Source organism: Streptomyces sp. NPDC058274, from assembly GCF_042881375.1.
Taxonomy (GTDB): domain Bacteria; phylum Actinomycetota; class Actinomycetes; order Streptomycetales; family Streptomycetaceae; genus Streptomyces.
On the sequence record NZ_JBHVXW010000007.1, the window covers coordinates 22307 to 34356 of the forward strand.

11 protein-coding genes and 3 pseudogenes are annotated in these 12050 nt (G+C 67.2%); 7 read left to right on the forward strand and 7 right to left on the reverse strand.

What is annotated here, in order from left to right; genetic code table 11:
* Positions 1 to 312: 312 nt before the first annotated feature.
* A pseudogene (locus tag ACFVYF_RS16095) lies at positions 313 to 581 on the reverse strand (hypothetical protein); the annotation flags it as partial.
* Here ACFVYF_RS16095 and ACFVYF_RS16100 point away from each other — a divergent pair.
* The 3 genes from ACFVYF_RS16100 (at position 526) to ACFVYF_RS16110 (ending at position 4090) form a co-directional block, all read left to right on the forward strand.
* Positions 526 to 1356, forward strand: a complete 831-nt coding sequence (locus ACFVYF_RS16100; RefSeq protein ID WP_389456234.1) for a DinB family protein — start codon at positions 526 to 528, stop codon at positions 1354 to 1356. The pseudogene ACFVYF_RS16095 and the gene ACFVYF_RS16100 overlap by 56 nt on opposite strands.
* 792 nt (positions 1357 to 2148) lie before the next feature.
* Positions 2149 to 2400 (forward strand): hypothetical protein, encoded by a 252-nt coding sequence (locus tag ACFVYF_RS16105; protein ID WP_389455836.1) that lies wholly within the window; start codon positions 2149 to 2151, stop codon positions 2398 to 2400.
* A 151-nt stretch (positions 2401 to 2551) separates the two neighbouring features.
* The gene (locus ACFVYF_RS16110; protein ID WP_389455837.1) at positions 2552 to 4090 is read left to right on the forward strand and encodes a glucosidase; all 1539 of its coding nucleotides are present in this window, start codon (positions 2552 to 2554) and stop codon (positions 4088 to 4090) included.
* A gap of 248 nt (positions 4091 to 4338) precedes the next feature.
* Here ACFVYF_RS16110 and ACFVYF_RS16115 read toward each other — a convergent pair.
* Both ACFVYF_RS16115 and ACFVYF_RS16120 read right to left on the reverse strand, forming a co-directional pair.
* Positions 4339 to 4518: pseudogene (locus tag ACFVYF_RS16115) on the reverse strand (transposase); the annotation flags it as partial.
* A gap of 478 nt (positions 4519 to 4996) precedes the next feature.
* A complete protein-coding gene (locus ACFVYF_RS16120) occupies positions 4997 to 5737 on the reverse strand; it encodes an alpha/beta hydrolase (RefSeq protein WP_389456236.1) in 741 nt (246 codons plus the stop codon).
* A 471-nt stretch (positions 5738 to 6208) separates the two neighbouring features.
* On the opposite strand from ACFVYF_RS16120, the pseudogene ACFVYF_RS16125 reads away from it, so the two are divergent.
* Positions 6209 to 6491, forward strand: a pseudogene (locus tag ACFVYF_RS16125) (aminoglycoside phosphotransferase family protein); the annotation flags it as partial.
* A 118-nt stretch (positions 6492 to 6609) separates the two neighbouring features.
* On the opposite strand, the gene ACFVYF_RS16130 reads toward ACFVYF_RS16125, so the two are convergent.
* The gene (locus ACFVYF_RS16130) at positions 6610 to 7332 is read right to left on the reverse strand and encodes a DUF6766 family protein (protein WP_389455838.1); all 723 of its coding nucleotides are present in this window, start codon (positions 7330 to 7332) and stop codon (positions 6610 to 6612) included.
* 83 nt (positions 7333 to 7415) lie between these two features.
* Positions 7416 to 7841 (reverse strand): hypothetical protein, encoded by a 426-nt coding sequence (locus ACFVYF_RS16135; RefSeq protein ID WP_389455839.1) that lies wholly within the window; start codon positions 7839 to 7841, stop codon positions 7416 to 7418.
* Positions 7842 to 8009: 168 nt separating this feature from the next.
* On the opposite strand from ACFVYF_RS16135, the gene ACFVYF_RS16140 reads away from it, so the two are divergent.
* The 3 genes from ACFVYF_RS16140 to ACFVYF_RS16150 all read left to right on the forward strand — a co-directional run bounded on the left by ACFVYF_RS16140 (position 8010) and on the right by ACFVYF_RS16150 (position 10490).
* A complete protein-coding gene (locus ACFVYF_RS16140) occupies positions 8010 to 8261 on the forward strand; it encodes a hypothetical protein (RefSeq protein WP_389455840.1) in 252 nt (83 codons plus the stop codon).
* An 896-nt stretch (positions 8262 to 9157) separates the two neighbouring features.
* Positions 9158 to 10132 carry a DUF1648 domain-containing protein gene (locus ACFVYF_RS16145; RefSeq protein WP_389455841.1) on the forward strand — a complete coding sequence of 325 codons (975 nt, stop codon included), beginning with the start codon at positions 9158 to 9160 and terminating at the stop codon, positions 10130 to 10132.
* A gap of 1 nt (position 10133) precedes the next feature.
* Positions 10134 to 10490, forward strand: coding sequence for a GntR family transcriptional regulator (locus tag ACFVYF_RS16150; RefSeq protein WP_389455842.1), 357 nt, complete (start codon positions 10134 to 10136; stop codon positions 10488 to 10490).
* On the opposite strand, the gene ACFVYF_RS16155 is transcribed toward ACFVYF_RS16150, so the two are convergent.
* The gene (locus tag ACFVYF_RS16155) at positions 10403 to 11368 is read right to left on the reverse strand and encodes a sporulation-delaying protein SdpB family protein (protein ID WP_389455843.1); all 966 of its coding nucleotides are present in this window, start codon (positions 11366 to 11368) and stop codon (positions 10403 to 10405) included. The genes ACFVYF_RS16150 and ACFVYF_RS16155 overlap by 88 nt on opposite strands.
* Positions 11362 to 11967: an SdpA family antimicrobial peptide system protein gene (locus ACFVYF_RS16160; protein WP_389455844.1), complete on the reverse strand. Its 606-nt coding sequence runs from the start codon at positions 11965 to 11967 to the stop codon at positions 11362 to 11364. The genes ACFVYF_RS16155 and ACFVYF_RS16160 overlap by 7 nt, the downstream gene beginning before the upstream one ends.
* Positions 11968 to 12050 lie beyond the last annotated feature (83 nt).

Below are 12050 nucleotides of genomic sequence, written 5' to 3' on the forward strand. Positions count from 1 at the left end.
CACTGACAACGGCCCGAAACACGGGAGAGGGTGGCGCGAACGGGACAGCGGCGCGGGCGGCCCAACATCCCGCTGAAGAACGACCGTTCATGGAGCGCGGCTAGAGGGATGGGTTCGATCTGGTGACCGTCGAGCAGCAGGGCCGTCATCGCTACTACCGCCTTGCAACCAGCGACGTCGAAGGGGTCCTCGAAGCCCTCGCCAGGCTCGCGCCGCGGACCCCGATCACGTCACTACGCGCCCATACCCGCGCACAGGCGGTCCGGAGGGCGCGCACGTGCTACCGCCACCTTGCCGCAACAGCCAGGTTGGCTATGACGGTCTCATTTGGCCCGGCTGACGGCTTGATTTGGCCCCACCCTTGACCTGCTTGACCTGCTGGCCCTCGTGGCGGGAGCGGGTCCGGGCGAGGCGGTAGGAGTGTGTGCCGAACTCGAAGATGGTGCCGCTATTGGGCGAGCCGGTCGTCGATGGCCCGCGCACCAGCGCGGTTCGGTGAAGGGCTTGGTCCAGCCGGGAGATTCCTTGGCAACGCTCGCGACGCTGTTGCATTCTTCGCGCTCGGTCAGAACCTGGAAGAGGCCAACTCAAGCCGGGCAGGCTGGCTTGTCGGTGCTCGGACCTAGTATGCGGAGCATGACGCGATATGTCGACGAGGATCTGCACGGTGCGGAGTTCCGCGAGTGCGATCTGACCGGGGCACGCCTGATCGGCGTTGTCATGCAGGATGCCGTGATCGACGGGCTCGTCACCAACCTCGTGGTGAACGGTGTCGAGGTCACCGAGTACGTCGAGGCAGAGCTCGACCGGCGTCATCCGGTGCGGGTGCTGATCCGCTCCGAGGACCCTGCCGATCTGCGCGAGGCGTCGCGTCAGCTCCATGCCGGCTGGGCCGCCACGATCGAGCGAATCCGCCGTACGCCCGGCATCGAGCGCCGCAGCGTGAACGACGAGTGGTCGGCGGTGCAGACGATGCGTCACCTGGTCTTCGTCCACGACTCGTGGTTCCGCCGCTGCTGCCTGGGCTCGACGGAGCTGTTCACGCCGATGGGTATCGGGACGACCGTCGAGCCCTACCATGGAGCGCACGGGCTTGACCTCTCGCTCGATCCGGCCCTCGACGAGATCGTGAGCGTGCGTGACGCACAGGCCGCCGAGCTCGAGGCCTGGCTCGACGAAGTCACCGCTGCGCAACTCGCAACGCGAGCGCCGGTACCCGACGACGATGTCTGGCCGCCGTACGCCCGGGGCCGCTTGGTGCGGCAGTGCCTCGGCACGGTGCTCAACGAGACCTTCGAACACCACCGCTTCTGCGTCCGCGACCTCGACCTGATCGAGGCACAGGACGCTCAGTAGGGCCGGCTACGGACTCAGAGGTCGGAACCCAGTGTCCTGGGTTCTGCAGACGTTTGATCGGTCGGGGGTGCAGCCGCCCGTAGAAGATGGCGGCGCCCCGCAGGCGCGGCAGGCATTGTGCAAGATCAAGCTCGCAGCATCCGTGCGGGGTTACCGCTCGACCTTTTACTCGGCCAAGGCTTGGGGCAAGCCGCGACTGCGGTACGACGGCCGCGCGGGCCAGCCGCTGCTTGCGGCGGTTCTTGAAAAGTAGCGGCTCAGAGACGCTCGACCTCGACGGGCACACCCGTCAACCAGGCCATGCCTGCCAGCGCCTCCACATCCGCGGGATCGCTGGACATCAGCTGGTTCACGTTCGCTCCGCCGGCCTGGTTCGCCAGTCTCCCGCTCGGACAGCGCGGCCACGATGCCGAAGGCGAGGAACATCGCGCCACCGCCGTAGTCGGCAACGAGATTGAGGGGCGGCACCGGCGGTTCGTTCCGGCGGCCGATCGGAGAGCAAGTGTTTGAGTCAATTGATTGGAACAGTTAATACAGATGGAGACCGCGCCACGGACGCCACCCCTCGCTCGCTGCCGGCGGCGGACTCGGCGGTGTCCCCGCGTCAAGCACGCATGGGTGTGGCGCGCGGCATGTCACTGATCCGGACATCCATGCCGCCCGGGAAGCAGCAGGGCAACAGTCCGTCCGTTCTGCTCCTGGGGCGGTACCGGACGACGAACAAGCGGGCGCTGCGCAGGAAGAAAGCGTTCCCCCTCGCGCTACGGCGACAAAGTCATCGGCACCAACGATGTGCTGCCCACCCGGGGAGCCGCCCGTTGCACCAACGACCTGTGGGTCGGCAAGTACCTCAAGACGGTGACGTACCAGGAGGTACTGGACGAGCTGAGCAGCGCGGCCCTGGGAAGGCTGTGGGGCCGGGCGGCGCGGGTCGAGCTGTTCCAGGGCTGGACCTGGAGCCAGCCACGCCCGCTCCGGCGACGTCCGTACGCGAAGTACACCCGCACCCCGCTGACGTGGAGCGACTACCGCTTCGCTCGGTGACCCGCCACTACCGTGCGGCACCGGGAACGCCCGCGGGTCGCGACGGCTCGACCGGAAAGGCATCAACTCTTTATTCAAGCCTTGACTTAACACTACGGACATTGCTTGGATCGCTGCGCAACGATGTTGCCGGAGTGGGGAGTTGTGAGCTGTGAGACGTTCATTCACGACCATGGCGGCCGTCGCGGCCACGACACTGTCCGTGCTGATCGGCACGGGCCCGGCCGCACAGGCGGACCGGAGCACCCACACCCAGGCGGTGACCGGCACCTTCTCCGCCGGAGCGGCCCACGCCTGGCAGTCACTGCCGGCCGTACGGACGGGCGGCGCCGCATCGGGACCGGTCGACGCCACCGTCGCCGCCGACCCGAAAGACCTGCGGCAGAAGTACGAGGGCATCGGCTTCTCCCTGGACGAGACAAGCGTGTCCAACCTCTGGAAACTCACGCCCGCGAAACGCCGTGAGGCCATACGGCTGCTCGTCGACCCCGTGCACGGCGCCGGTCTCGACCGGTTCCGGCTGACGATCGGCAGCCCCGACCTCATCGAGCATCTCCCGTTCTGGTCGGAGGACGACCTGCCCGCGGGCGTCAAGGACGACTTCGGCCTGAAGCACTTCTCCGTCCAGCGCGACGTCGACCTGCACATCATCGACACGATCAAGCTCATCCAGCACTACAACCCGCGCGCCACGTTCTTCGCGTCGGCGTGGAGCGCACCGGCCTGGATGAAGACGAACAACCAATTCACCGGCGAGGTCGCGCTCAAGCCGGGCAGCACGACCGACTACTACCAGGTCGGCAAGTTGCGCGACGACTGCATCGACGTCTTCGCCCGCTACTACGTCAAGTACGTCCAGGCGTACGCCCGGCACGGCATCCGCGTCGACGCGCTGACCCTCCTCAACGAGCCCGGCATGGACGTCGTCTACCCGGCCATGGACATCAGCGTCGCCCAGCAGCAGAAGCTCGCCCTGGCGATAAAGCGGGAGTTGAAGTCGGCCCGGCTGAAGACCCAGTTGTACGTGCACGACTTCAACTTCTGGGACTGGCGCGACCCCAACAGCACCGCGACCAAGAACTACCACCGCATCTTCGACGACGCCCCCGACGGCTCGGTCAAGGGCGAGCAGGTACGCAAGGCCGCCGACGCCATCGCCTTCCACCCCTACTGGGGCGACCCCACCGTCATGCGCGACGCCTACGAACAGACAGGCAAGCCGGTGGAGATGACGGAGACGAGCGACCTGTCGCCGTCGACCATCCTCGACTATTTCCGACTCGACGCCGGTTCCTACATCCTGTGGGCCCAGACCACCGACCAGGACGGCGGCACGCTGCACTGGACACCCGCCCGCGACAACAACATCGACTGGGACCAGGTCGCGGCGACCACCAAGTGGCCGGACCGGCTGGTGAAGGTGAACACGAACACCAAGGACTTCACAGTCCGCGACGAGCTCTACGCCATGGGCCAGTTCGCGAAATACCTCAAGCCCGGTGACGTACGCCTGGAGTCCAGCGCCGCGCAGAACGGCGTGAGCAACGTCGTCTACCGCTCCGGCAGGAGCGGCTATGTCGCCGTCCTCGGCAACAGCTCCGGTGCCGACCGCACGGTCCGCGTCACCGTCGGCGGACGGAAGTTCGTGGCGACCGTACCGGCGGGGTCCTTTGCCACCTACCGCTGGTAGGCAACTGCCGGCCGGTACGTTCGGCCGGCTTCGTAGACGCCAAACCCCGCTGGCCGCGTCCGTGGTCGAGCACGAGGTGCTGAGGCCGGGCGGCGGCCTTTCCCGATGCCGGGCCCGAGAGAGGAGCGCGGCGCGGCCGCCGTCGACCTTTCCGCCGTCCTTCACGCCACCGCGCGCTGCACCCACGAGAAGCCGCCCGAAGCCTCACCGCCGCAGTGCTCGACGCCTGCCGCGGCAACCTGACCAACAGTGATCCGGTCTGAGTCCCGTGGGACTGGAGCGAGACCGGCGGCTCCGGCGAGATGCCCGGTGATGCCGAAGGCGTCCATGTCCCCTCCGGTGCAGGCGATGAACTCCACGCCCAGCAGCGGGCCCATTCCGGGCATGCTGACGATCACTTCCGCGTTGCGATGCTCGCGAAAGCGGGCGGCGACCGCTGGCTGATGCCGGCTATCCCCTAGCCCAGCGCCACGCGCGGTCGGCCGCCGGGGCGTAGCGGCGATAGGTGAGGATCCTCAGGTCCAGCGCAATCTCGTCCCCCTCCTGCAGAGGTTGCAGGTCCCGGCGCATCCGTGCCTGGCCAGCCGCTCTTCGAGTTCGTCCAGTTCCGCAAGGCGCGCGGTGATCGGTTCCAGCAGCTCGGGATCCAGGATGCACAGATCGTAGAAGCCCGTTGGTGGGGTTTTTCGGAAAAGGGTGTGATCGAGTGACTTTGCACACGAGTTTGGGCAGCACTCGAAACTCTGCAGACGTCGAGCAATTCATGGCTTCGGGCAGCACGGCCCCTGCCAAGAGTCTGGCAGGGGCCGTGCTGCAGAGAGCCGAGGCGGGCCCGGGACCTGTCCCTGGATGAGCAGCATCCTGGCCAACACGGCTACCGTCTGCTGGTGGCCTGACAGCCCGGCGTCACTTCAGGTGTCGGGTGAAGAACTGGGCCGCGGCGTCCCCCGCGAACTGCGGGACGCCGGTGTGCCCGCCCATATTCGCGTGCAGCGTCTTCTCCTTGGAGCCGAAGGCGTCGAACAGGTCCAGGGCCGCCTGCCGGTCGTTTCCTTCGTCGTCCCACTGCAGCAGGACGTGCAGCGGAATGGTGACCTGGCGGGCCTCCTCGAACATGGCGCGAGGGACGAAACTCCCGGCGAACAGAACAGCGGCCGAGATACGCGGCTCGACCACCGCCAGCCGGGTCCCGATGGCGATCACTCCCCCCGAGTACCCGACCGGGCCACCGATCTCGGGCAGCGACAGGAGGGCGTCCAGGGCGGCCTGCCATTCCGGGACCGCCTTGTCGACCAAGGGGAGGATGAGGGCGTCGATGATCTCGTCGCTGACCGGCTCGCCGGCCTCCATGGCCCGGCGCAGGTTGGTGACGGCCTGCTCGGCGGCGGGCAGGCGGGGCCGGTCGCCGCTTCCGGGGAGCTCGATGGTGGCTGTGGCGAAGCCGTTCGCCGCGGAGTGCCGGGCTCGGCCCACGAGTCGGGAGTACGCCTTGCGCATCCCGAGCGGCGGGGGGCTGAGCAGGATCAGCGGCGCTGGTGCGGATGTGGATGCGGATCCGGGCGTCCAGAGGATTCCGGGGATCTCACCGAGGGTGAATTCGCGCTCAAGGACAGCGTCGTCGAGACGCTGTTGGGAAATGAACTGCATGGTCGTGCCTTTCGAAAGTGCCATGGAACGGCGCTCCCGGACGACCTATCGCCCGACCGCGACCCCGGAGGGGAGCACCCATGTCGATACGTTCACGGGTACCACCTCCTCGCTCCATTGCACGGCCTCCGGAAACGTAGCAGTGGCTGTCGTGGTTCCGCCAACGGGTTTTTGCGGGGGGGGCTCTGTGGCCGAACACCACGGCGTCGGAGTCACGCCTGTCACTGGTCGGGAAGCACATGTCCGCCACCGATTAGAGCACCGAAAACCGGCAACCAACCACTGACGGACGATCTACTGCGCAGACAGCCGCCCATGACCAGCGTGAGCACCCTGAGCACCGGTCACGCCAGCCCATTGACCTGTGACTTCAAGTTAGCGGAGGCCCAGTGGTGCTGACGCGCTGCGTCGTCAGAACGGATCGTCAGAACCGCGGCCCTGCAGGGTGGCATCACGTCCGCAATGCGGGCTCTTCCACTGCTGGCCCATCAACTCGTGGCGATCCACGCGTTCCGGCCCGCCGAGCGGCCCCGGGAGTATCAGGCGCTGACGACCGCTGACACCGCCGTGGTTGCGAACGGCGCCTATACGGCGGCATGGCCCGCGGCAATCCCCGTGATCCGCCAGCCCGCGCCACCCTATAAGGGCGATTCCTGCACCGGGACTTGCAACCTGGCAACGCGCTGTTCAATCTCTCGCCCTCAAGGCGGGCGGGTGTCGGATCACCGGCGTCGTCGACTCGGCGCAGGCCTCGGCGCGGTGCCCGCGCCGGGCGCCATGCCCGGCTTCCAGTCGACCTGCGGCGCATTCACTCACCGGCGATTTGGCACCGCCCCGATTTCTCACCAGTAGCCGGACAGGGCCGGCTCAGCTCATCCCTCGATGCCGGTGGAGGTGTGCGGGGCGCCGACGGGCTTGGACTCGGGGGAACCGCGCTGGCGTAGATAGACGGAGAGGATGGCCATGGAGGCGACGGCCAGAAGCTCGGACTGCCAGTTCTGCAGGCTGCGGCTCCAGAAGTCAGCGGACGCGATGTAGTGCGTCCAGTCGATAGGAGCCTGGAGTTGCCTGAGCTGCTGCTCGTTGTAGGCGGCGACACCGGCGATGGACTGGGCCAGCCAGGACAGGAGGAAAAGCGCGGCCATTACCAGGCCGAGCGATCGGGAGAACACGGCTTGGCGCACCCCGCCCACCCGTGCCCAGCGTGGTGCGTTCGGGCCCGCGTGTTCACCCACTCGCTGGTCCTTGTCCGATTCAGTGCCGGCCTTGTGCATTTCCTTCGATTCGGGCGAGCCGCGTTGCAGCAGCCAGACGGTGGCGAAGATGTACAGGGAGAACTGCAGGTACTCCGACTGCCAGTTCTCTGTCACGTCCACGGCGAAGTCCGAGGACGTCAGATAGTCGAGAAAGCCGATCTGCGCGAGCCCGTCGGTGGCGAGCTGGTTGTTGAACTCCGCGCGGCCCGCGATCGCCTGCCCTGCGAGAGCGAGCAGGAACGCGATACCGAAACCCAGAGTTATGCCGTTGTCCTGTAGGAAACGGCGCGTATCGCGCTTCCTTGCGTTGCCGCGTTGCGGAGGCCCAGATGAAGTCATCGCCGCATCAGCCCCACAGCAATGAAGTAGGCCAGACCGCCGAGGACGACGGTCAGACACAGGACGAACATGGTGCGCATGCGTCAGCCTCCTTTGACCGAGCACTGGTATGGCTGACCGGAGCGTGGCTGGCATCCGGCGGCAACGACCTTCCAACCGGCTGGGAACTGCGACAGGAACAGCGTGTCCGATGCCAGCACCGCCCGCGCCTGACGACCGTAGACGTCCACGTTCCGGACCGGGCCTCCAGCCGGGAGATCTTGTGCGCCGATGGCTTCGTCGCAGGCCTTCTTCTCGGAATCCTCTACCTCGCTGAGTGTCTCCGGAGCCAGAGCCGCACAAAGTGCTGCCCGGTCGTCTCCGGCCAGGGCTTGCTCGAAGGCCGTGGCAGCAGCGGACGCGCTCGCGTCACGCTCTCCCGTACCGCCGCAGGCGGACAAGCCCAGCAAGAGCAGAAGTACACCCAGGGGAATGGGCACCCGTGTGATGCGCCGCCGTTGTCCGCTCACGCTGGCTTCCTCTCGTAGCAACACACTCCCTGCGCTCATCGTGGCTGCCGCCTACCCGAAACGCTGCTGGACACGCCCATCTCGAGGCCGGTGACACTTGCGCTGCTGTGCCTTGACCTGCCAGAGGGGACCAAGCGTGGAGATGGTTGAGCAGTTCGTACTTGCAGCGTGAGCGCTGCCCAGCTCCTCGACGGCGCCGGCATCACTCTCCATCGCCACGGCACGCCACCGAGCGCCGAACTCATCCTCACTCCGGGCGCGGCCAGGCGCCTCGCCGTCCTGGCCCGCACCCCGCTCCCCCAGCTGACGTGCGCCCTGTGCCACCTCCCTCTCAGCGACGCCGCCCACGACACCGAGGCGATCGCGTACTGGAAACGACTCGAAGCAGGGCAACAACCCGTCCGCGCCTGGACGCTGTGAACCCGCCACCGAAGCCAAAACGCCGCCGACACCGCCTGGATCCACCCATCGCCGCACCAGCTGGTGTGCCCACGCCACCAGCAAGCCGCCCCCGACCCACGACTCACCTCCACCGTCCGCACCCGGGAGGTGCCCGAGCTCGCCGCCACGCACCACGCCCACCAGCGCCTGCTACGGCATCCCCGCGCCGCCACCGCCTGGATTACAGCGCGCGCCCTCACCACCCGCTGGTACGACCATCAACAACACCTCACCCACCGCTAGCGCACCCGCCTGACCCAGCTCCGCGCGACCAACCCCCACATGACCACGACGGGCAGCGCCTCCCCCGCACTCCTGGCACGCAACCTGACCACCGACCCCGAACCCGTCGCCCTCGTACGCACCACCCTGCCGAGCGGGCACCACCACACCGCCAACGGCGCCCTCACCCTCATCTGCCCGCCGAATCGGTCTGGCCCATCTGGCCCCCAGCACGAACGTCCCGCTCCGCCTTCCTCACCCACACACGCCGCTGACCAGCGCAGGTCCCCCTCCAGCCCAGCGGATACGTGCAGCCACCTATAGACGTGCCACCACACTCAAGGGAAAGCCAAGATCGTTCCTACACAACTACGGCATCGCAGGCCAACCACCCGAACAACCCAACCGAACAGACCAACAAGCCACGCGCATCACACCCAAACCAGACCGCTCCCCCGGCTCCAAATCCTAATGAAGAGACAGGACACCAGACCAGAACGCCTCAGCCCTTGAAGATCACTGGCAGCCCGTCACAGCCCGCACGCTACGACGGGCTGAATGTGGCCGGAACACGGCGGACAGCCTCAAGTTGGCCGAGCTATCGTCTAGTTGTTCTAGTTGTAAGCGAACAACTCTCGTCAAGGAGGTGGAAAATGGATCGCTCCGATCAAACTTCTCGCGTCCAGCAGTCGGGCCGGCAGCGGTGGTTCGTCGGACTCCCCTGCCTGGTCGCCGCGCTGGTGGTGGCTGTGGTGTTCACCGTGTCGTGGCCGAACCTGCCGAATCCTATGGCCGTGCACTTCAACGAGGGGGGAGATGTCAACCGCTCTGCCTCCCCGGTGCAGATGTTGCTGATCTCCCAGCTGACCTTGCTCACGGTGGGCGCGGGGCTGTCCCGGAGCGCCGTGCGGGGAACGCTCGCACTGCGGATGCTCTATGCCACTTCGGCGGCTTCGGCCGTCTTCCTGGGGTATCTGTTCACGGTGGCGGTTCTGGTGAACGCTGGCGCCAGCACCGCTGTCGAGGTGCGGCTGCCGTTGTGGCACCTCGCCGTTGCCGCGGGACTGGCTGTGGCCGCCGTCGGTGGGGTACGGGTACTGATGGGCCGGAGGGGCCCTGCTGGCACAGATCAGCGGGCAGCCTCGGGATCCGTGGGCCTGCGGCCGGGCGAAAAGGCTGTATGGGTGCGCAGTGTGGGCCCGCGGTGGCTGGTGGCAGCCGGAGTGCTGGGCGCGGCGGCCGGCGTGACTGCGGGTGTCCTCGGATGGGCTCCCGGTTTCTGGTTGTGGCCGGTGGGGCTGTTGTTCGCAGTGATGGCCGGCGCCCAGGTGATCATCCACGGTGGCGGGCTGACCGTCCGGCTGCCGCTGCTCCGTGTACCCCGGATTCACATCCCGCTTCAGCGGATAGAGCGGGCGTGGGCCGGGGAGATTCATCCGTTGGCAGACCTGGGAGGCTGGGGCTACCGGGTTGCCAAGGGCAGGCGCGGACTTGCGCTGCGGTCCGGGCAGGCAGTGTGGCTCGAGCTGGACGACGGCGTGCAGTTCGTCGTCGCCGTGGATGATGCCGCGACGGCGGCCGGACTGCTGGGCGACCTGTTGGCCGGGAACGCTCGGCGGGACCGCTGAGATGCTGATTCGTATCGACGCCGGCTCTGCTCTCCCGCTGGCGGAACAGGTCGCGGCCTCTGTGCGACGGGCTCTGGCCGAGGGCGCCCTGGCACCCGGCGACCGGTTGCCTGCTGCTCGCGAGGTGGCGCGGCTTCTCGAGGTCAATGTGCACACCGTCCTGCGCGGCTACCAGCAGTTACGTGATGAAGAGTTGATCGATCTACGGCGTGGCCGGGGCGCTGTGGTGACCGCTGTCCCGGCGCAGGCTCGACTGCGTGAAGCCGCGTCTCAGCTGGTGGCGGCAGCTCGTGAGGCCGGATTCTCGGAGTCCAGGGTCGTCGCATTGGTGCGCGCCCGCTGGACGGAGGAGGTGTGACCCGTAGGCCGCTCACGCATGCGCAACTCCCCGCCCAGCGGCAGGCACAGCAGCAGCACGCCGGCCCACATCGCCAGAGCGAAGCTCCACAGCCCCATCATCACGGCGATGCACAAATGGAACCCCGTACCGGCCGCGAGCAGCGCGTAGCGCACCCGTTGCGGTACCAGTAGGGCAGCTGCCAGGGAGATTTCGATGAACAGCGGAGACCATGTCAGGACGGCTACGCCGACGGGGTTGGCGAGTACCGGGCCGACCAGCGTATGCAGCCATCCGGGTGCGCCGAAGGCCAGGCTGTTACCCCAGTACCACATGCTGGTGCCGTCCGCCCACTCTGCATGGGGCATCTTCGACACGGACGCCTGGAAGTACACGAACGACATCTGCAGCCGCACCACGACCAGCGCACTGACGCCGGCCAGTAGCAGCCAACGCGGGTGTGTGATGTTCGGGTCGGCAGCGTTCCAGTGCCATCGACGGCGGTCGCCGAGAGCGGGCAGTATCAGCAGAAGAGTCAGGACAGCGGTCATCTGGTCGCCGCCGTCACCGATCGCGATGCCGGTGAAGACGCTGAAGCTGATGTACGCATGAGGAAGCGCCGTCAGCCGCGGCCGCCAGCCGCTGGCCACGATGAGCAGGATCGCCACACAGGCCCACCGCATTGCGTCGAGTTCATCGCCGGGGACGAGACAGAAGGCCCCGCCGGCCTCGACGCCGTGGCAGGTGGGGTGGTTGCCCTGGAAGGCCACGGGACGAAACAGTGTTGCTGAGTCGCTGAAAGCCAGGGTAAGAAGTGTCCCGAGCGCGAGCAGCGTGCGCGCGAGACCGTACACGTTCGTCCAGGGAGCAGGGGTGCGCACCGGTGTGTGGCTCAGCATGTGACGTCCAGGACGGTGAGGCGGTCGGGGGTGTGAGTGGCGGGCATGATGTCGCGCCAGGCGAAGGGCACCGGCTTCTGCTCCACGAGCGCCACCCGGCCGCACAGGGTCGGTTCGGGAACGCGGTTGGCGACCGCTCGCGGTGCTTTCGCCTTGCTCAGGCACGCCGTCAGGTCGAGGTCGCATTTTGTCCAGCGCAGCCCATGAGCGTCTGCGAGCAGAAGTGCCATCTCGATGCCTTGGGAACGTGAGCGCCGGTCCAGGCCAAAGGCGTTGTGCGGGGCCCCGTGGGGGGCCAGCAGCCGGTCCTCCCAGGCACCGTCATTCAGTACGTAGGGCTGCAGTTCGCTGTCGCGGGGCGACTTGGTGAAGAAGCTCCAGCCTTCAGGCACCAGTCGGCTCACCGTGGTCGCAATGGCGTCCTGCCCAGGGAAGGTGAGGGTGTTGCCGGGCAGATGAATCTGAATTACGTACAGCGCGGGCAGCAGCCAGGCCACGGTTGTCAGCATCACCCAGCAGCGGGAAAAGCCGATAAGAGAACGCGGCTGTTCCACCATCAGCGGTAGTCGCTCTTGCCAGTCCTTGTGCCTTGTTGGCATACCCCATGTGTCCTTCCAGCTCGCCGGGGGCGGGCGTGGAGCGCGGCAGGCAGCCGGACTGCCGCCTGCCGCGCGGTGGTGAG